The organism is Spirochaetia bacterium (assembly GCA_022482625.1).
GTDB lineage: Bacteria > Spirochaetota > Spirochaetia > Sphaerochaetales > Sphaerochaetaceae > Pleomorphochaeta.
Genome location: JAKVOU010000001.1, coordinates 1758475 through 1777972 on the forward strand (window position 1 = coordinate 1758475; position 19498 = coordinate 1777972).

Below are 19498 nucleotides of genomic sequence, written 5' to 3' on the forward strand. Positions count from 1 at the left end.
GACTGGAAGTTTGCCATCATCCAGTACAGGTGGTAAACCTTCCTTCTTTATGTATTAAGAAAGTATCAACATGTTAAACTGTTGTCAATAGTGTTCTAAGTTCCAAGAGGCTGTTAAAATAAAAACATTTTTGACTTTTTTTGAAACAGTATTGCTTATTTTGCTCCTTCCTGTGCGGCAATCTTAAGTTCTTTTGCAAAATCAAGTACAGCAGGAACACAATCCTTTCCTTGGTCAGCAATCAATTTGACGATTGCAGATCCGACGATGATTCCATCAGAAAGGGCAGCCATTTTTGATGCTTGCCCGGCATTGCCGATACCAAAACCGATGGCACAAGGAATGTCAGGCCTGACATTTCTTACCTGCTTGATCAGTGCCCCGATATCAGAAGACAACGTATTTCTGGTACCGGTAACACCAAGCGAGGAAACACAATAGATAAACCCTGTGGCTTCCTTGGCAATCTTTTTCACTCGGTCAGCAGAAGTAGGCGCAATCATTGAAATCAAGTCAATATCATGAGCTTGAAATGCACTGGAAAATTCCTTCCGCTCTTCAAACGGAACATCAGGAAGGATCAAGGCATCTACACCGGCTTCCCCTGCTTTTGTAGCAAAACGTTCAATGCCATAAGAAAAAATGACATTCGCATAGGTCATGAAAGCAAGTGGTATGGAAGATTTCTTCCTGATCCGTTCCACCAGAGCAAACACTGCATCGGTCGTTACCCCGCCTTCCAGTGCCCTTCGGCTTGCAGCCATGATTACCGGACCTTCGGCAGTGGGGTCAGAAAAAGGGATGCCCAGCTCAATCAGGTCACTTCCGGCCTCTTCCAAGGCATAGACAAGTTTTTCTGTGGTTTCAATATCAGGATCACCGACAGTAATAAAAGGAATGAAAGCCTTGCCTTTCCCAAATGCATTGCTTACCCTACTCATTGATGTCTTCTCCTCTGTAACGTGCAATCTGTACGCAATCCTTGTCCCCGCGACCCGACAGATTGACGACAATGATCTTGTCTTTGTCCATGGTCGGCGCCAGCTGCATGGCATAGGCAGCCGCATGGGCACTCTCTATTGCAGGGATTATGCCTTCCATCTTCGAAAGGTATTCAAAGGCTTCTACTGCCTGTTCATCCGTAATGGGGTAGTATTCAGCTCTTCCGATATCTTTCAGATGTGCATGCTCAGGTCCTATTCCAGGATAATCCAACCCAGCAGAAATGGAATAGACCGGGGTAATCTGGCCATAGTCATCCTGACAGAAATAACTCTTCATTCCATGGAAGATGCCAAGCTTACCGACAGCAAGCGTAGCCGCAGTGTAAGGTGTATGGACACCCCTGCCCGCGGCTTCAAGTCCGATCAGGCGGACCTGCTTGTCAGGAATAAAATCATAGAAGGCTCCGATTGCATTTGAACCTCCGCCGACACAGGCAAGGATTGCATCAGGAAGCCGGCCTTCCTTTGCGAGGCATTGCTGTCGTATTTCCTTGGAAATGACAGACTGAAAATCCCGTACGATAGTAGGAAAAGGATGAGGTCCCATTACAGAACCCAATACATAATGCGTATCACTGATACGTCCTGTCCATTCCCTCATGGCTTGGGATACCGCATCTTTCAGTGTCCCGGTTCCTGTAGTGACCGGCACGACCTTGGAACCCAGCAATTTCATCTTATATACATTCAGCGCCTGCCGTTCGATATCCTTGCTTCCCATGAATATCTCGCACTCCAGTCCCATCAGCGCTGCGGCAGTTGCAGTTGCAACTCCATGCTGTCCTGCTCCGGTCTCAGCAATGACCCGCGTCTTACCCATGCGTTTTGCAAGCAGGCACTGCCCCAGGACGTTGTTGATCTTATGGGCACCGGTATGGTTCATATCCTCACGTTTCAGATATATCTTGGCTCCACCCAAATCCTCACTCATCTTCTTCGCATAGTATAGACGAGATGGCCTTCCGGCATACTCATTCAGCAAGTAATCAAGTTCCTTCTTGAATGCCGGATCATCCTTGTAAGTAGCATAGGCTTCTTCAAGTTCAATCAAGGCATTCATCAAAGTTTCAGGCACATACTGTCCGCCATGAATTCCAAAATGACCTTTTTCCATCATGATTCTCCAGTGAGACGATGCAACGTCTCTACCAATTTCCTGATTTTTTCCTCATCTTTATATCCATCAGTCTCTACAGAGCTACTGACATCAACGGCATAGGGATGAAAAAACTCTATTGCAGCTTGCAGGTTGGAAGACCCGATGCCACCTGCAATAAACAAAGGCTTGTCTGTTACCGACTCTTTCTTCCAGTCAAATGTCTGCCCTGAGCCAGCTCCGCTATCCAGCAGGAAGCACGAAGCACTTGGAAAAGAAAGCAAGGAAACTTCTTCCTTACCGTTCATTCTCACTGCCTTGATGACTGGCACATCGCATTTGGCTTTCAACGTCTGTATGTAGCTTTCATCCTCATTTCCATGCAACTGGACCATACTGATGGCTCCTGACTGTACGGCAGTTTCAACTTCTTCAAGCGAAGCATCGACAAAGACACCGACAGTCCTGATGCGAGCATCAAGCAAGGACCTCAATCTGACGGCAGTCTTCACATCTATCTGTCTTTTGCTAGAAGCAAAGACAAAGCCGGCATAATCAGGCAGGAACCGATTGAGCAAACCTACATCTTCATCTCTGCGGATACCACAGATTTTCAACCTGACACTCATGATTGCCCTCTCAAATTTGCCAGCAACACCTGTTTGTCATCGGCTCTCATGAAACTTTCTCCGATCAATACGGCATCTGCACCAAAATCCTCTGCTCTTTTTATGTCATTTCTGGTAGCATAGCCGCTCTCACTGACCATCAGGCAATCAGATGGAATGTATTTCCTCAATCTGGCAGAAGTGGCCAAATCAACCTTGAAAGTCCTCAAATCCCTGTTATTGATCCCAATGATCCTTGCGTTGCAAGCAAGTGCCTTTTCAATCTCCACCTCATCATGGGCTTCCACCAAGGCATCAAGTCCAAGGCAGTCACACAATGAAATGAAAGCTTCCAAAGTCTGCCTGTCAAGCAAAGCACAGATAAGCAGCACACAGCTTGCACCCAATACCTTTGCCTGATGGATCTGATAAGCATCAAGGACGAAGTCCTTGCGTAGCAAAGGCAGTGCAACAGATCCAGCAATCTGTTTGAGATACCTGCTGCTACCTTGGAAAAAATGTGGCTCGGTCAGGACTGACACAGCATCTATACCTATCCGCTCGTATTCTCTGGCTATTGCCACAGGATCAAACTGTGGAGCGATCAGTCCTTTTGATGGAGAAGCTTTCTTGACTTCAGCTATGAAAGACAGCCTCGGCCGTGACAGTGCCTGTGCAAAAGGAAACGACCTGTCCTTCCGAGAACTGAAAGCTTCCCGTTCCATTCCTTCCTTGTCAGTGACTGCAGCAAGCCGTTTTCTCGTATCGGCCGCAATCTCATCCAGAATCACTGCTTTACCTCGTTGGTTGCCTTGATCATCTGCTGCAGTTTTGCAAGGGCCCTCCCACTGTCAATAGCCTTTTCTACTTCAGCAAGAGCCTGAGGGAATGTCAGATCGGCTTTTCCTACATACAGGCCTGCAGCACTGTTGAGCAGAACCGTATCACGTTTCGGACCTTTCCTGCCCTTCAGTATATCCAGTGTAATAGCTGCATTTTCCGCCGGAGTTCCCCCAACCAAATCTTCCTTCCTGCACAAACTGAAACCATATGATGTAGGATCAATGAAATAATTTTTTACCCAACCGTTCCTTATTTCACAGACCTTGGTTTTGCCTACCATGGAAATCTCATCAAGGCCATCCAAACCGTACACGACCAAGCCTCTTTTTACCCCAAGGTTCAGCAACACCTGTGCCAGTGGTTCCACAAGGGATTCATCGTATACTCCCATTACCTGATAGGCAGCCCCTGCAGGATTGGACAAAGGTCCAAGGATATTGAAGATAGTCCTGATGGACAACTGCTTCCGTACCGGTGCAACATACTTCATGGCAGTATGGTACTTCTGTGCAAACAGAAAGCAGATGCCGATTTTCTGCAGTATTTCCTTTGCCTGTTCAGGAATCAGGTCAATGTTGACACCCAAAGCTTCAAGGACATCAGCCGCTCCACATTTACTGGTTGCAGCCCTGTTGCCATGTTTTGCTACAGGAACACCGCAGGCGGCTACAACTATCGAGGATGTCGTGGAAATATTGAATGAATTGGAATGGTCTCCGCCTGTTCCGACGATTTCCAGCACATCCATATCATTGAGCAACTTCAATGCATGCGACCTCATCATTCGGGCAGATGCAGTAATTTCATCAATTGTTTCACCTTTCATCGAAAGTCCGAGCAGATATGCACCGATCTGCAATTCACTCGCCTTGCCGCTCATGATCTCATCCATCACAGCCGAGGCAACGTCAGCCGCAAGGTCTTTCTTTTCACTTAATTGGATTATTGCTTCCTTTATCATCATCTTGCTCCCTTGAGAAAATTCTTGACTATATCTTTTCCATGTTCCGTCAATATTGATTCAGGATGGAACTGCAGACCGACTACATGACGTCCGAAATCTTCCACTGCCATGACTTCATCCATATCCGTACGGGCCGTCACGGTAAGGTCCGGAGGCAACGTGTCCTCAACAACTGCCAGTGAATGGTACCTTGCAACGGTCAAAGGAGAAGGAATCCCTGAAAATACCCCTTCATGGCTCAAGTTTGCCAAGGAACTTTTCCCATGCATCAGTCTCGGGGCATGTGCAACAGTTGCACCATAGGCACAGCAGATTGCCTGATGCCCAAGACAGACACCCAAGATGGGAATAAGCCCACGGAAATGCTTGACCACATTGATACAGATACCTGCATCTTCCGGCTTTCCAGGCCCGGGGGAAATAAAGATATGAGTCGGTGCCAGCTCTGCGATCTCCTCCACCGACAGCTCATCATTGCGTATCGTCCTGATATGGGGATCCAATGTCCCGATCAGCTGATAAAGGTTATAGGAAAAACTGTCATAGTTATCTATAAGAAGTATCATGCTTCCTCCTCCAGGGCATTGATGACGGCCTGAGCCTTGTTCAGGCATTCCTGATGTTCTTTCTCTGGAACCGAATCAGCTACGATACCAGCCCCGCTTCTGACATAGACCTTTCCATGTTTCTTGAACGCCAGCCGTATGGCAATGCAGGTATCCAAGCCACCGCTGAAGGAAAGGTAGCCGATTGCCCCGCCATAAATGCCTCTCTTGTTATGCTCAAGCTCATTGATGAGCTGGCAGGCCCTGATCTTCGGAGCTCCCGAAAGGGTACCGGCAGGAAGAATCGAATCTATGGCATCAAGACTGTCCAGATCATCCCGCAAGGTTCCTGTTACAGTAGAGCCAAGATGCATTACATGTGAGAATTTCTCAACCTTCATATACTTCTCTACGTTGACACTCCCGAAACAGCTGATCTTGCCTATGTCATTGCGGCCCAAGTCAACCAGCATGGTATGTTCGGCTTTTTCCTTCTCATCTGTCAGCAACTCCGTCTCAAGCCTGTCATCTTCTGCTTTGTCGCGTCCCCTGGGTTTCGTTCCAGCAAGAGGAAACGTACTCAGTTTCCTGTCTTCCAACTTGACCAGGGTCTCCGGTGATGCACCGGCAATTTCAATTTCATCGCTTGAAAAATAAAACATATATGGAGAAGGATTCATTTGCCTCAGAGCTGCATAGACTTGTTTGAGGCTTCCTTCGTATGGGGCAACCAACCTATTCGAAAGCACTACCTGGAAAATATCCCCATCATAGATATGTTTTTTTGCCTTCTCGACCATCGTACAGTATTCGTCTTTCGAGAAAAGAGGTACAAGAGGTCCAAGCAGTCTCCCGTGCTTCTCTAGTTTCGGTTCTGTATGCTGTGTAAGCAGGTATTCCATGTTCTGCAAGGCAAGGACACCCTTGCTATAGCTGGTTTCGATATCGTTCCGCTTGATATTGACGATAAGGAAAATCTTCTGCTCAAGATTGTCAATGGCTATCAACTTGTCAAACAACATCAAGTCAAGGTCATTGAAGCCCTCTTCGTCCTCGGCATCAAGCCGTAGGACTGGTTCACTGTAGGCAATGAAATCATATGAAAAATAGCCGACCAATCCTCCTGTAAAAGGTGGCAGTCCCTCGACCAAGGGACTACGGTTCTCGCTGAGGATTTTTCGGAGATAGGGATGAGGTTTTTCAGCTTTGAGATGTAATTCTGTCCCTGATCTGATGCAGAGATCTTCCCCAAGCATGGTAATCTCAAGACTGGGATCGAAACCAAGAAAGGAATATCTTCCCCAATTCTTACTGTCTTCACAGGACTCCAACAGAAAACAATGCTTGCTCACCTGCTGAAGAATGGCAAGGATATCCGTGGCAGACCTTTTTTCCAAAGGAATGGTCCGCGAAATCGGTATGGTTGTAAAAGATGCCTCATAGCTTTTGGCTTGGGCAAGGCTCGGATAACACTTCATGCTTGGCTCCTGTTTCTACATATAGAAATACTGGTGTTACTATAGAAAGAAACTTTGTTTCTGTCAACAGAATCTAAGAAAAAGAAAAAAAATTCTTCATCGTACGGTAGAAGCAATATAAAACAAAAAATCAAATCACATAAAAAGATTTACAGGATATCGTTTTTCAGCTACCATTGATCAAGGATACCCCGAAATGCAATATGATTTAAAATACAATATTACAGCCCTTGCTTTCCTCGTACTTCTTACTATTTCTTTTTTCAGGACGAAACGCTTTCCCAACAAAGCAAACAGAACCTATGGTCTTGTCCTTGTCATTACTTTTTTCTGTGTCAGTTTCGATTGTCTCACCGCCTATACCATTTCTTTTCCTTACCTGCTTCCCGTATGGTCCAACTATGTGCTGAATATCTTTTTCTTTATCATGCATACTTCTTTGGGTTTCCTGGCTTTGATCTATGTCCTGCTGATAACTGACAACAATATAAAACCCTTGAAGAGATTTCCAATCATAGTTTTCAGTGCTTTCTATATACTGTTGGTCCTGCTGATTCTGACTACCATGTTCCATCATGGTATTTTTTACTTTGACCGGAACAGGACCTACACACATGGAAAACTGTATGTTCCTTATTTCATTATCCTTTCATCTTTCCTGATCACAGGATCAATCTACTCCATTGCAAGAAGAAATTTCCTTCAAAAGGACCAGAGGCTGACCATCCCGATCTATACTGCAATCTTGATAGGTGCAAACATCATACAATTTCGTACCCCATCCATCTTCATCAATGGGGTCTCAGTCATCTTGGCTGAGTATATGATGTATATTACCTTGCAAAACCCTTCTGAATATTTTGACCAGACTACAGGACTTTATTCCCGCTATGCCTTGGATACCTACATGGAAGACTGCATACACGACAAAAAGCAGTTCCAAGTCGTCATGGTCAACATGAAACACACCAATGCCATCAACAAGGCACTGGGTATTACATTTACAAATCAGATATTGAGGGAACTTGCTGCTACACTGGCTGCAATTGCGGGAAAGAAAAACCTCTGTTTCAATGTAACAGGAGATATTGCTGTCATTCTTACCCATGAGGAAAAAGAACATAAAAGAATTTATGAAAAACTACATACAGCCTTTCCTTCCATCATGGAAATTGAACATAAGAAAGTAGAGGTAGAACTTCATTTAGGCTCCATCGACACCTTGGAAGGACTTTCCAATACTTCTGAATTTCATGAAATGCTACGGTTGTGCAACATAATGTCAAGGGATAAGAACAGTAAGAAGGAACTTACAACAGCAGAGCTGACAGGTATCAAGAAATACCAAAAAGCTGAAAAGAACTTAAAGGATGCACTGCTTTTCAAGCAAATATTGCTCACTCTCCAGCCTATCTACAATTCGCAAACAAAGAAGATCATAGGGGCTGAAGCCCTAGCTCGGATTGAAAACGAAAAAGGTCAATTGCTCCAACCCGCCAGTTTTATTCCCATTGCAGAAGACAACGGTCTTGTTACCGAACTTGATATGCAGATTTTTGCAAACGCATGCGAAGCTTTGAAGAAAATCAATAGGACGAATGCTGATTTCACAGTTTCAGTCAATCTTGCTGCCATCGATTTCCTATCTGATAAAATTGTTGAACGAATATTCCAGATCATAGACAAATATGACATTGACACCCAAAAATTGGTAATTGAGCTTACAGAAACAGGGGCTTCAATTTCCCCTATGATCCTACAAGTAATGCAAAGGCTAAAAGCAAAAGGCATCAGGTTGGCCATTGATGATTTCGGTATAGGTTTTGCCAACTATGATGCAATTCTCAGGCTTCCTGTCGACTTCATCAAGATTGACAGGAACCTTCTCCTGCTTTGTCAGGAACAACCGAAATACCAAGTCATCCTGGAACATCTTGCCATTGCACTGAAACAAGTAGGGCGTCTGGTCTTGATCGAAGGCATAGAAACTCCAGAACAGGCAACACTAGCTAGCAAAATGGGTATCTGTCTCCAACAAGGTTTCCTCTATGGCAAGCCTGATTCAATAGACAAGATGCTGCAATTGCTCCAGTGAAGAGAGAAGACATGCTTCTTCAGCCTCTCGAAACTTATCCATTTCCATGGTATAGTAGCAACATTGTAGAGGGTTGTCATTTTCTTCATAGTAAACAGCAGCAACACAACCTTGGATCAACAAGGGGAAAAACATGAAATGTGTCATACAACGAGTCAAAGATGCCAGACTGACAGTAGAAGACAAACTGATAAGCAGCATCGATGAAGGGCTTTTGATCTACTGGGGAGTTGCCAAAGGCGATGGTCCTGAAAAAGTTACTTACCTCTGCAATAAGATAGCAAAGCTCAGGCTGTTTACCGATGCAGAAGGCAAACAGAATCTTTCCAGCTACGATGTACAGGCAAAACTCATGGTCGTCAGCCAATTTACGCTCTGTGCAGATCTTTTCAAAGGAAACCGCCCCTCCTATGACAAGGCAGCAAGCGGCCAAGAAGCAGAACCACTGTACGAACTTGCACTCAGGACCTTCAGGAAACTAGGGTTTCAGACTGTCGCAGGTGTCTTCGGAGCCCATATGATGATAAATTATACGAATGTCGGTCCACTTACCATGGTAATAGAGAAATAGGATCATGAACTATACAGCATTGGACTTTGAAACTGCAAATGCAAAACCAGGAGGTGCATGCTCCCTCGGACTGGCAAAATTCAACGGAGACGGAAAACTGATCGGCACATGGTACTCCCTTATCCGTCCGGTCATACCATACTTCAATCCCTATATGAGTGCCATCCATGGACTGGACAGCAGCAAATGCCTCTGTTCTCCTGAATTTGACAGACTCTGGCCGGAAATACTTGATTTCATCCAGGACGATGTATTGGTCGCCCACAATGCCCAGTTCGACATGCGTGTGCTGAAAGGTTGCCTTGACTGTTATGGATTGGGACTGCCGGTAAATCCGTATGCCTGTACCCTTCAGATCAGCCGAAAGGTCTGGCCTTGTCTGGAAAACCATAAATTGACTACGCTCAGCCAACATTTCGGTTTTGACTATAAGGCACACTATGCTTTGGATGATGCGATAAACTGTGGCTTGCTTTTGGCAAAAGCAGGGAATGGGCATCTTGGCAATCTTCACAGCTTCGAATGTTTTCTTGAACAGATACACCTGAACATCAGGTTCCTTCAGTAACGGAAACGCCTGGGTTACGGCAATGAAAGCTGTCCATCATACAGCATACATACAGCTCATGGAATTCCTTTATACAAGGAAAAGTTCCTATCACAGAAAACCTTCGTAAACATACCGATCTATGTTTACCTCCTAGAATATAAAATGGTTTCACTTTATTCCTATATCTAGGATAATGCATTGCAAAAACCATCGTAATTTCATTTTAATCAAGTGATTATGCTCAGGAATCCCCCCCTTGACCAACTGACAACCTGTTAATATAATTAAGTTGTCAGTTGATTTTATACAAATTCATTACGTCCCAAACAATCATTTCATTTTTTTTGATAGTAAAGAATTCATATCCGGAGGATAAATGATAACATATAGTCATGTATATAAGTCCTATAAAAATGGGGCTTATGTCATCAAAGATTTAAATCTCCAGATCAAGGATGGTGAACTTATCGTCCTTGTAGGAGAAAGTGGCTGCGGCAAGACCACCACAATGCAAATGCTGAACCGATTGATTGAACCTACAAAAGGCAGGATTTCAATCAATGGCAATGACATCATGGAAATGGATCCCATCGACTTAAGGAAACACATTGGATACGTCATTCAGAATACCGGTCTGTTTCCTCATTGGACCATTGAAGAAAACATAGCAACGCTACTACGATTGAGAAAAGTTTCAAAACAAGAAACTGAAATGAAAGTAAAGCAATTCATGGATCTGGTAAACTTGGAATATGACCAATTTGCCAAACGTTATCCAAAGCAACTTTCAGGCGGGCAACAGCAACGGGTAGGAGTTGCTAGGGCACTGATAAACGAACCGGAAATCATACTGATGGATGAGCCGTTTTCTGCTCTTGATCCCATCACCAGGGAACAGCTCCAGGATGAATTGCTAAAACTTCACGATGAACTGCACAAAACAATCATTTTCGTCACTCATGATATTGACGAAGCCATAAAACTGGGAGATAGGATTGCGGTAATGCAACATGGCAAGATTTCCCAGATTGACACTGCAGAAAACATTCTCAAGAATCCTGCAAATGAATTTGTAGAAAAATTCGTAGGAAAGAACCGGTTATGGAAAACACCGGATATGCTCACTGCACAGGATGTCATGGACACTGATTTCGTCACCATAGATCCTGACAGATCGGTCATACAGGCAATTGAACTGATGCAAGCACATAAGAAACCGATACTCTGTGTCGTTCAAAAAGCACCGAATGATCGTAAGAAACTAGTCGGTCTTATCGGTACAAACAGGCTTTGGAGCATAAAAGACAGGACTGTAAGAATAAAAGATGTCATGAAAACAAACCCAAAGGCTTTCCTCCCTTCTACCAGTCTGACCGAAATCATAGCAGAACGAGAAAAAAACAATGTAGTCTTCAGTGCGGTAGTTGATTCAGAAGGCATATTGCAAGGAATGATCACAAATACTTCAATACTCAACATCCTAAGCCAGATCATGCCTGGGAAGGAGGATTACTGATGTTCAATTTCATACTGACCCATGGTCCGGAAGTAGTATCAAAGACTCTGGAACATATCTCACTTTCACTGTCTGCCGTCATCCTCGCCTGTATCATAGGTATTCCTGTCGGTTTTCTCATCGTCAATCATAAAAAGTTGTCAAACCTGGTCCTGGGCATTGCAAACATAATCCAGACAATTCCATCTCTGGCAATGTTTGCTTTTGCACTGCCTTTATTCGGGATCGGTGTCAAACCAGCCATCTTCGCCTTGTTCCTTTATGCATTGCTTCCTATCATCAAGAACACATTGCTCGGGATAAGAAGTGTTGATCCTGCCATCATCAAGGCAGCCAGAGGCATGGGGATGTCAAAGAAACAGATTATGTTCATGGTAGAAGTCCCTCTTTCCATATCCATAATCATGGGTGGTATCCGCATTGCGACGGTTACCAGCATCGGCGTCACGACAATTGCCACCTTGATTGCGGCAGGAGGACTGGGAGATTTCATTTATCAAGGACTGAGTACCTTCAACCAACCGATGATACTTACAGGCGCTTTCCTTTCTGCCTTGCTTGCCCTTGTTTCCGATTTCTTCCTCGGACTGCTGGAAAAGAAGTTGACATCCAAAGGCCTATAACACAGGTCATAAGGTATCGTCAATCTATTTTAATATAAATTTAGGAGTATACATATGAAAAACAAAATAAGATTATTCTTAGCAGGAACATTGCTGTTCATGACGGCAGTATCTTGCTCTTCACATGATAAGACAATCACTATCGTGCACAAGAATTTTACCGAACAGCGCCTGATCGGACAGGCAATGGGCATATACCTCAAGGACAAAGGATTCAAGACAGAAGTCAAGGAACTGGGTGGTTCCATGCTCTGTTTCAATGCCTTGGTCAGCGGGGAAGCAGATATGTATCCTGAATATACAGGTACGGTCTATTCAACGATATTCAAACATACGAAAATCTTGTCAGAGCAGGATACCTATGACATGGTCAAAAAAGAAAGTGAAGAAAAATATGGTATCACGTGGTTGGAACCGATGGGATTCAACAATACCTATGTTCTCTCTGTAACCAAGGAAACAGCAAAGAAATATAATCTGCACAACATTTCAGACCTTGCACCTTATGCAAAGGATCTGGTTCTCGGTGGGGATTCTGAATTCGGAGTTAGGGAAATAGATGGATACCCGGCACTGATCAAGAAGTACGGATTCCAGTTCAAGAGCTACAAGAGCATGGACCAAGGCCTGACCTACCAGGCATTGGTCAATGAAAAGATTGATATCAATGCATCCTATGCTACCGATGGTAGAATTGCAAAGTATGGACTGGTCAATCTGAAGGATGACAAGCAGGTATTCCCACCCTATTACTGTACGCCGATCATGAAGCAAAGTTTCGTCGACAAGAATCCAAAGGTAGTCGCATACCTCAACAAGCTGAAGGGTGTATGGAGCAACGAAGACATGCAAAAATACAACCAGATGGTTGACGATGGTAAAGATATTGACAAAGTAGCTACACAGATGTTACAAGATAAAAATCTTATTTGATTAAGTTACCTGGCAATCGGTACACCCGATTGCCAAATACAGGTGGCAATAAATTGAACAGAATCAGGGCCACGGTTCCCAGTTATATGAAGATTGCAATTGATATTGCCCATTCCATCAGTGACGGGCAATATAGGGAAGGTGACTTGCTCCATATCCGTACGGCTTTAGTCGGTAAATACGGTGTTTCTGCGGAAACAGTCAGAAGAGCGATCAACATTCTCGGTGATGTCGGTGTCGTAGACATCAGAAAGAACTTCGGCGTATATGTCCTTTCGGAAAAGAAAGCATTGCAGTTCATGCTGGACATGGGAGACTTCGGCACTTTGACCAGTCTGGTAGACTCTCTCCAGAAAAAAATGAAAGCCGCAATTGATAATATAACCAGCATGCAGGATACATTGATTGACTTGACGACAAGAATCGGCCATTACAGCAAGCTGTCTTCGATCTCTCCCCGGAAACTCCAGTTGTCTTCGGCCTGTCTGTACTTGGGAAAAACCATTGCAGACATCCAGCTTTGGCAGCATACAGGCGCTACAATCATAGCCATCCAGCATGGAAACGGCCTGACCTTATCTCCAGGTCCTTCCTACAGGTTTGTTATCGACGATATCTTGTACTATGTCGAAAGCCCGGATAAGAAAGAATGTATTGTTTCCTATCTGGGCCTGGCATCTCCAACTGAAGGAACCGACAGTCAATCGTAAAACTTTTCCAGGGCCTCGCCATAAGAGTGGAACATGCCGATCCCCACACCAGCATGGATCACAGCCCCCATGGCACTGTCTTCGATTTCTTCATGGAATAAGATTTTCTTCCCATATGCCTGTTCTGCTTTCTGCCGCAGCAACAGATTCTTCTTCAAGCCGTTGCCGGCACCAAGCAACAGGGTCTTTTCCTTTTTTACTGCTTCTGGAAGCATCCTATAAAAGCGGAACAGCTCTTCCACCATGCCTTCGGTCAGGGCCAAGGTCATTGATTCAGGTGTAAAGTTATCAACATCAATGTCCGTAAAAGAAGCATAGGCTCCTGGCTTTCCCCGCTCACCGAGGAACATGGGCTGGCATACCATAGGATGGCCCGATACTGAAAAATCAAATCCGTCCATATGCTTTATTATCCGAGCAATATCGCAGGTATATCCGAAACTTTCCAACACCTTGCAAAAGAACCTTGCAAGGATACGATAAGAATCACCACCGCACAGTGAAAAAGCAACATGAAGGAAACCGTCAGTTCCCAACGGACGTTTTTCAAAACCAGAAAAAGAAGCTTTTCCACTCTGATAAAACGACAGTTGTCCTGATGTACCGTAATGCAGCAACAAGGTATGTTCCAAACCTTTTACAGAACCAAGAAAACTGGCCTGATTGTCTCCAAGAGGCTGGACCATAGGTACATCCCTGTAAATTCCTTGAATCTTTGGTTCTTCCGTCACAGAAGGGAACAGTACATCATCATAGACAAGTTCTTCCTTCTCTACATCCCAGATTCCAAGGCTCGCTGCAATCGAAACATCACATACGGGCCGAGTAGTTCCGATAAGCCGAAGAAGTACATAGTCACCGATATTGCAGAAAGATGTTGCTGTTGCAGGACGTGGAATACATGCATCAGTTACGATGCCATATCCAGTATAGACAGGAAATCCTAATTTTTCAGAAAGCAATTCTTCAGTAGAGATACCATCAGCATGTTTTTTTCTTCCCCATTGGTTCTGCCAGGTATAAAACGGCGAAACAGCATTGCCATGTGCGTCTACATAGACGATGCCATGCATCTGGGATGAAATGGAACAGCCGACAATTTCATCATCTCCTTCATCTATCAAAGCATCAAGGATACGTTTTGTCTTCACATAAATAGCTTCAGGATCCTGAAGCGCATCCTGCAGGTCGCTGCCTTCGATATAGGCATTGTCACAGGACAAAGTGCGGCAGATTTTCTTAGTTTCAACGTCAACCGAAATTCCACAGATGCTCGTCGTTCCGATGTCCAATCCAATAAGCTTCATTAATTATTTCCTCCTTAGCTTAAAGATCTTATCATAAGCTACAGATTAATAAATTACCATCTGAATTTGCACCGTGTTGTTAGCGGGTAATTGAAACAGGAGTATCCAAGCTGGTATCATCAGTCTTGCAGTTGCAAGACTGTGTTGCCGGCCGGTTGCGATGTGGTAGTCCTTCTGGCCGGCTTCCCTTTCTTGCAAAAAGGACTACCACCCATGAGTATCATCAAATCCAAATCCCGTAGGGAGACCCCGTGGAGCGGAGACGGCAATGCGTCTGCGCTCCAGCAGTTCATTGACGAAAGCAACCAGGCCAATTATGAACGGAGACATCCGTCAGAAATCGGTGCAACGGAGGCCGGGTTCATAAACTCCTTCATACCGGACGGATGCCCTTGGTGCGGATCATCGCAATACATTTCCTTCGGCAAGACCAGGACAAGGATCAGGAGATATCGCTGCCGCCAGTGCGGCAGGACATCCACTCCAATCACAGGCACCATCTTCGACAGCAGGAAGATCCCCTTGTCCCAGTGGCTGGATTTTCTGCTGTCCTTGTTTGGTTACGGAAGCTTCAGGATGGTATCGAAATCGAACAGGAATGCGTACAGTACGACCATGTACTGGCTCCACAAGGTGTTCCTGGTCCTCCGGGGAATCCAGGACGATATCGTCCTGGACTGCAAGGAAGTCCAGCTGGATGAAACCTGTTTCAAGGTACGCAAGCCGGACGTCCGGAAGAAACCAAACGGCAAGGAGTATGCAGGGCTCTCAAGGAACCAGATATGCATCGGCATAGCCTATGACGGTGTGCGTATGGTTGCCTTCGAGGAAGGGACCGGCAAGCCGGCAAAGACGAAGACGTACGGGCTTTTCCGAAGGCACATACCCCGGGGGACATTGATCGTCCATGACATGGAACATGCCCGTGACAAGCTCGTCCGGGAACTCGGACTCACCAGCAGGACCTACAGCTCCAAGGAAATGAAGAAGCTCCCCGAAGACAAGTTCAAAAAGGTCGAGATACTCATGAATCGGGCAATGCATTTCCGCGAAAGGCTAAAATTTAGGGATGGATTCCGCAAATAGAGCGTTCATTTGCAGTTTCGTAACAACACTGTGCAAATTCAGATGGATAAATTAAAATTGCAAATAATCAACGTGGAACACTTTCACAAATTAACTGAAGAGCTTCGAATGTTTTTTGATATGTCCGATTAATAAACCCATGGATCATTCCTAAAAACAAATGGTAATCAACGGTAACACCAGAATCTTCAAGCTTTGCTGCATAAAATAATGCATGATCAAGCAAAGGGTCACATTCTGCTGAAATAATACATGCAGATGGCAAGCCCTTTAGATTTTTTGCAAGAAGAGGAGAAGCGTAGCAATTAAATTTTTCTTTTTTATTTTTTAAATAAAAAGAAAAATTCTCATCTCTTGCACTTGAATAAAGCAAAAAATATCCTCCTTTACCATATCGATTCTCAGACGTAACTATATTATCAAAATAAAAACTAGTTACTGGATAAATTAAAATTTGTTTATGAATTTTAGGTCCATTTCGATCACGGGCAAGCAAACAAAGAGCAGCTACGAAATTTCCACCAGAACTATCTCCACATAATGTAACGCTATTAATATTTCCTGAAAAATTTTCAGCATGCTTTACTACCCATTGTATAGAAGCATAAGAATCTTCAAGACCTATAGGAAAAGGAAATTCTGGTGCCAATCTATATTCTACAGCAATAACGACAATCTTTCCAAAATTTGCAAAGAATCTTGGCACATAATCATATACGTCAAGGTTATTCATGCACCATTCTCCTCCATGAAAGAAAATCATAATAGGAAAAGGGCCTTTACCTTTAGGATGATAGATTCGTATAGGGATCATTGTACCATTACCTTCAATAAGCAAATCTGTTGTATCAATGGTCATTAAATCAAGATAACAATGACATTTTTTCATCAATTCTGTCAATTCAGCAACAGACTCTAAGTTATTTCGCTTGCGCCAAGAAGCAGGACAAACTAAATCAATCTGCTGAGGTTGCGGAATATTAACCTCAAATGATGGTTCACCATAAACAGGTTCAATGTATTTCCTATACATTTTGATGCCCCAAGTTTAAATCTTTTCCGGCAGTAATATCTGCAACTTTGACTTTTTTATCCATATGCTGATAACTATCCAAAATAACAGCAGCAACAAAAATTGCTCCTCGAATAACTCGTTGTGTGTATTCATCGATATTCATCAAAGTCAAACCATTAGTTAGCATTGAAATAAGAACAACACCACAACAAGCCTTAAAAACTTTTCCTTCGCCTCCTGCAAGACTTACTCCGCCTATTACTGTAGCTGTTAATGCATCCATTTCCATTCCTTCGCCACTCATTGGTTGTCCAGAACCAACACGACCATACATAATAATCCCAGCAATTCCACACAGGAACCCACTCAATAAATAGGCGAATATACGAAGTCTATAAGTATTGATACCAGAAAGTCTTGCTGCTTCATCATTACTTCCAGAAGCATAAAATTGCCTACCAAGATATGTTTTATTCAACACAAATGAAGCAAATAGGGCAATTATTATGAATATGATAATTGGAATTGGTATACTACCTATAAATCCTTGTCCAAAAATTTTAGAATTTTCAGGGATTCCATATACCGGTAATCCTCCACAAACGATATAAGCAAAACCACCAATAATAATGCTAAACGCATAAGTACCAATCATTGCTACAATTTTTGTTTTTTCGATAATCCATCCCATTATTGTACTTAATACTGTACAAATCAAAAGAGTCAGCAACATTGCATATCCCCAACTCATACCAGTGTTAACACAGAAAATTGCAACTAAGACCGTAACAATAGAAATAAAAGAACCTATGGCTAAATTCAATCCTCCAGCAATCATAACAATCATACCACCTATACTGGCAATTCCTAATATAGAGGATTGACGTAGTATAGTAATAATATTACTACCTTTAATAAATGCATGATTACCCATAAAGAACACAATTGCCAACAATAACATTACAAACACAATTGTATATTCCTTAAACCCATCAGCCAATTTTTTCATTTGCATTTCCCCTTTTGGTTCTTTTCCCCAGAAGCATAAAATAAAATTTTTTCTTGTGAATAATTTCTTTTTTGCAATTCAGTCATCAACTTACCTTCATACAAAATCAGTAGCTTATCTGTAATGCCAATAATTTCCTGCATATCTGAAGACACAACAACAATTGCCATTCCTTTCTCCGCAAGTTGATTAATTAATTTGTAAATCTCATATTTATTACCAACATCAATCCCACGTGTAGGTTCATCTAGAATTAGTATTTTAGCATCGCTTGCCAACCATTTTGCCAAAGCAACTTTTTGTTGATTTCCCCCAGATAAGTTAATTACCTTCTGTCTTTTGCTTGGTGTTTTAATCGATAATTCACGTATTTGTTTTTCTACAATAGTTTCTTCTTTTTTGAGATCTACTATACCGTTATTAGAAATTTTCCTTAAAATGGGAAGAGAAATATTATCATTGACTGATAATCGAAGTAAAACACCAAGATTTTTTCTATCTTCAGGTACTAATCCAATACCGAGTGCTACAGCATCTTCTGGTTTTTTTATCTCAACTTCTTTGCCATCAATAAAGATTTGACCAGTTATTTTTGAATCTGCACCAAAAATCAATCTAGTTAATTCAGTTCGTCCAGCACCAACCAGTCCTCCCAAACCAAGTATTTCACCTTGTCTGACGGAAAATGAAATAGGACTATTATGCTGACCTGAAAGTTCTTTTATTTCAAGCATAGTTCTTCCATAATGCAAATTTCTTTGAGGAAAGGTTTCTGTCAGTTTACGCCCTACCATATCGAAAATCAAATTTTCTTTATTTACATTGCAAATATTGTTGATTGAGACTAACGATCCATCACGTAAAACAGCAACACGGTCTGCAATATCAAAAATTTCATCAAGTCGATGTGAAATATATATTATAGTTATTCCAGAGGTTTTTAACTCTTTGATAATTTTCCCAAGTACAATAACTTCATCATCTGTTAAAGGTGCAGTAGGTTCATCCATAATGATAAATCGGGCATTTTTGGCCAATGCTTTACCTATTTCAACTAATTGCATTTGTGCAACTGAAAGATTTTTCACCAGTGTTGAAGGTTTCATACTTGCATGCAAACGTAAAAGTATTTCATTAGCTTTTGATTGTAGCAATTTTTTATCTATAATTATTCCAGAATTCAACTTTTGTCCCAAAAATAAATTCTCAGCGACAGTCAATGTCGGAGCCAAAGTAAACTCTTGATAAATTGCGGCAATACCAATACGTTGAGAAAGTTGTGGAGTTAATTTAAAAAAGTGATTTCCATTAAAAAAAATTTCACCTTTATCAGGTTCAATCGCACCTGTAATTATTTTTATCAAAGTTGATTTTCCTGCTCCATTTTCTCCGGCTAAAGCTAGTATTTCTCCAGGATACACATCAATCGATATGCTATCCAAAGCCATAACCCCTGGATATTGCTTTGAAACTTGTCTCATTGACAAAATTGGAGTTCCTATCATTTTTCCACCTTTTTACGAGGAGGATTCCCCCCCCTCGCAA

General features: G+C 42.9%; 19 protein-coding genes. 8 read left to right on the forward strand and 11 right to left on the reverse strand.

Going from position 1 to position 19498, the window contains the following annotated elements; translation table 11 throughout:
- Positions 1–155: 155 nt before the first annotated feature.
- The 7 genes from trpA to LKE40_08045 are packed head-to-tail and all read right to left on the reverse strand — an operon-like array spanning position 156 to position 6538.
- Positions 156–941, reverse strand: a complete 786-nt coding sequence (gene trpA, locus LKE40_08015; GenBank protein MCH3917393.1) for a tryptophan synthase subunit alpha — start codon at positions 939–941, stop codon at positions 156–158.
- Positions 934–2118, reverse strand: coding sequence for a tryptophan synthase subunit beta (gene trpB / locus LKE40_08020; protein MCH3917394.1), 1185 nt, complete (start codon positions 2116–2118; stop codon positions 934–936). Before trpB ends, trpA begins: the two co-directional genes overlap by 8 nt.
- Entirely contained in the window at positions 2118–2729 is a 612-nt protein-coding gene (locus LKE40_08025) for a phosphoribosylanthranilate isomerase (protein ID MCH3917395.1), read from the reverse strand. The genes trpB and LKE40_08025 overlap by 1 nt, the downstream gene beginning before the upstream one ends.
- Positions 2726–3499 carry an indole-3-glycerol phosphate synthase TrpC gene (trpC, locus tag LKE40_08030; protein ID MCH3917396.1) on the reverse strand — a complete coding sequence of 258 codons (774 nt, stop codon included), beginning with the start codon at positions 3497–3499 and terminating at the stop codon, positions 2726–2728. The genes LKE40_08025 and trpC overlap by 4 nt, the downstream gene beginning before the upstream one ends.
- Entirely contained in the window at positions 3496–4512 is a 1017-nt protein-coding gene (gene trpD / locus LKE40_08035) for an anthranilate phosphoribosyltransferase (protein MCH3917397.1), read from the reverse strand. The genes trpC and trpD overlap by 4 nt, the downstream gene beginning before the upstream one ends.
- Positions 4512–5081, reverse strand: a complete 570-nt coding sequence (locus tag LKE40_08040) for an aminodeoxychorismate/anthranilate synthase component II (protein ID MCH3917398.1) — start codon at positions 5079–5081, stop codon at positions 4512–4514. Before LKE40_08040 ends, trpD begins: the two co-directional genes overlap by 1 nt.
- Positions 5078–6538, reverse strand: a complete 1461-nt coding sequence (locus LKE40_08045) for a chorismate-binding protein (GenBank protein ID MCH3917399.1) — start codon at positions 6536–6538, stop codon at positions 5078–5080. The genes LKE40_08040 and LKE40_08045 overlap by 4 nt, the downstream gene beginning before the upstream one ends.
- Before the next feature lie 196 nt (positions 6539–6734).
- On the opposite strand from LKE40_08045, the gene LKE40_08050 reads away from it, so the two are divergent.
- The 7 genes from LKE40_08050 to LKE40_08080 all read left to right on the forward strand — a co-directional run bounded on the left by LKE40_08050 (position 6735) and on the right by LKE40_08080 (position 13536).
- Positions 6735–8633 (forward strand): GGDEF domain-containing phosphodiesterase, encoded by a 1899-nt coding sequence (locus LKE40_08050; protein ID MCH3917400.1) that lies wholly within the window; start codon positions 6735–6737, stop codon positions 8631–8633.
- Between the two features lie 133 nt (positions 8634–8766).
- Complete coding sequence (gene dtd / locus LKE40_08055) at positions 8767–9204, forward strand: D-aminoacyl-tRNA deacylase (GenBank protein ID MCH3917401.1); 438 nt, start codon at positions 8767–8769, stop codon at positions 9202–9204.
- 4 nt (positions 9205–9208) lie between these two features.
- A complete protein-coding gene (locus tag LKE40_08060) occupies positions 9209–9772 on the forward strand; it encodes a 3'-5' exonuclease (protein MCH3917402.1) in 564 nt (187 codons plus the stop codon).
- Positions 9773–10130: 358 nt separating this feature from the next.
- Entirely contained in the window at positions 10131–11270 is a 1140-nt protein-coding gene (locus LKE40_08065; GenBank protein ID MCH3917403.1) for a betaine/proline/choline family ABC transporter ATP-binding protein, read from the forward strand.
- Positions 11270–11893: an ABC transporter permease gene (locus LKE40_08070; protein ID MCH3917404.1), complete on the forward strand. Its 624-nt coding sequence runs from the start codon at positions 11270–11272 to the stop codon at positions 11891–11893. The genes LKE40_08065 and LKE40_08070 overlap by 1 nt, the downstream gene beginning before the upstream one ends.
- A gap of 54 nt (positions 11894–11947) precedes the next feature.
- Positions 11948–12826: a glycine/betaine ABC transporter substrate-binding protein gene (locus LKE40_08075; GenBank protein MCH3917405.1), complete on the forward strand. Its 879-nt coding sequence runs from the start codon at positions 11948–11950 to the stop codon at positions 12824–12826.
- A gap of 53 nt (positions 12827–12879) precedes the next feature.
- Positions 12880–13536 (forward strand): GntR family transcriptional regulator, encoded by a 657-nt coding sequence (locus LKE40_08080; GenBank protein MCH3917406.1) that lies wholly within the window; start codon positions 12880–12882, stop codon positions 13534–13536.
- Here the strand turns inward: LKE40_08080 and LKE40_08085 are convergent.
- Entirely contained in the window at positions 13527–14843 is a 1317-nt protein-coding gene (locus LKE40_08085; protein ID MCH3917407.1) for a hypothetical protein, read from the reverse strand. The two genes, LKE40_08080 and LKE40_08085, sit on opposite strands and share 10 nt — an antisense overlap.
- 213 nt (positions 14844–15056) lie before the next feature.
- On the opposite strand from LKE40_08085, the gene LKE40_08090 reads away from it, so the two are divergent.
- Positions 15057–15929 (forward strand): hypothetical protein, encoded by an 873-nt coding sequence (locus LKE40_08090; GenBank protein MCH3917408.1) that lies wholly within the window; start codon positions 15057–15059, stop codon positions 15927–15929.
- A 67-nt stretch (positions 15930–15996) separates the two neighbouring features.
- Here LKE40_08090 and LKE40_08095 read toward each other — a convergent pair whose 3' ends face one another.
- The 3 genes from LKE40_08095 to LKE40_08105 are packed head-to-tail and all read right to left on the reverse strand — an operon-like array spanning position 15997 to position 19458.
- Entirely contained in the window at positions 15997–16962 is a 966-nt protein-coding gene (locus tag LKE40_08095) for an alpha/beta hydrolase (protein ID MCH3917409.1), read from the reverse strand.
- Entirely contained in the window at positions 16955–17953 is a 999-nt protein-coding gene (locus LKE40_08100) for an ABC transporter permease (protein ID MCH3917410.1), read from the reverse strand. Before LKE40_08100 ends, LKE40_08095 begins: the two co-directional genes overlap by 8 nt.
- The gene (locus LKE40_08105; protein MCH3917411.1) at positions 17950–19458 is read right to left on the reverse strand and encodes a sugar ABC transporter ATP-binding protein; all 1509 of its coding nucleotides are present in this window, start codon (positions 19456–19458) and stop codon (positions 17950–17952) included. The genes LKE40_08100 and LKE40_08105 overlap by 4 nt, the downstream gene beginning before the upstream one ends.
- Between the last annotated feature and the right edge of the window lie 40 nt (positions 19459–19498).

Coding starts and splice junctions, on each gene's coding strand:
- trpA (MCH3917393.1), bottom strand. CDS start 941: ATGAGTAGGGTAAGCAATGCATTTGGGAAAGGCAAGGCTTTCATTCCT.
- trpB (MCH3917394.1), bottom strand. CDS start 2,118: ATGGAAAAAGGTCATTTTGGAATTCATGGCGGACAGTATGTGCCTGAA.
- LKE40_08025 (MCH3917395.1), bottom strand. CDS start 2,729: ATGAGTGTCAGGTTGAAAATCTGTGGTATCCGCAGAGATGAAGATGTA.
- trpD (MCH3917397.1), bottom strand. CDS start 4,512: ATGATAAAGGAAGCAATAATCCAATTAAGTGAAAAGAAAGACCTTGCG.
- LKE40_08040 (MCH3917398.1), bottom strand. CDS start 5,081: ATGATACTTCTTATAGATAACTATGACAGTTTTTCCTATAACCTTTAT.
- LKE40_08045 (MCH3917399.1), bottom strand. CDS start 6,538: ATGAAGTGTTATCCGAGCCTTGCCCAAGCCAAAAGCTATGAGGCATCT.
- LKE40_08050 (MCH3917400.1), top strand. CDS start 6,735: ATGCAATATGATTTAAAATACAATATTACAGCCCTTGCTTTCCTCGTA.
- dtd (MCH3917401.1), top strand. CDS start 8,767: ATGAAATGTGTCATACAACGAGTCAAAGATGCCAGACTGACAGTAGAA.
- LKE40_08060 (MCH3917402.1), top strand. CDS start 9,209: ATGAACTATACAGCATTGGACTTTGAAACTGCAAATGCAAAACCAGGA.
- LKE40_08065 (MCH3917403.1), top strand. CDS start 10,131: ATGATAACATATAGTCATGTATATAAGTCCTATAAAAATGGGGCTTAT.
- LKE40_08070 (MCH3917404.1), top strand. CDS start 11,270: ATGTTCAATTTCATACTGACCCATGGTCCGGAAGTAGTATCAAAGACT.
- LKE40_08075 (MCH3917405.1), top strand. CDS start 11,948: ATGAAAAACAAAATAAGATTATTCTTAGCAGGAACATTGCTGTTCATG.
- LKE40_08085 (MCH3917407.1), bottom strand. CDS start 14,843: ATGAAGCTTATTGGATTGGACATCGGAACGACGAGCATCTGTGGAATT.
- LKE40_08090 (MCH3917408.1), top strand. CDS start 15,057: ATGAGTATCATCAAATCCAAATCCCGTAGGGAGACCCCGTGGAGCGGA.
- LKE40_08095 (MCH3917409.1), bottom strand. CDS start 16,962: ATGTATAGGAAATACATTGAACCTGTTTATGGTGAACCATCATTTGAG.
- LKE40_08100 (MCH3917410.1), bottom strand. CDS start 17,953: ATGAAAAAATTGGCTGATGGGTTTAAGGAATATACAATTGTGTTTGTA.
- LKE40_08105 (MCH3917411.1), bottom strand. CDS start 19,458: ATGATAGGAACTCCAATTTTGTCAATGAGACAAGTTTCAAAGCAATAT.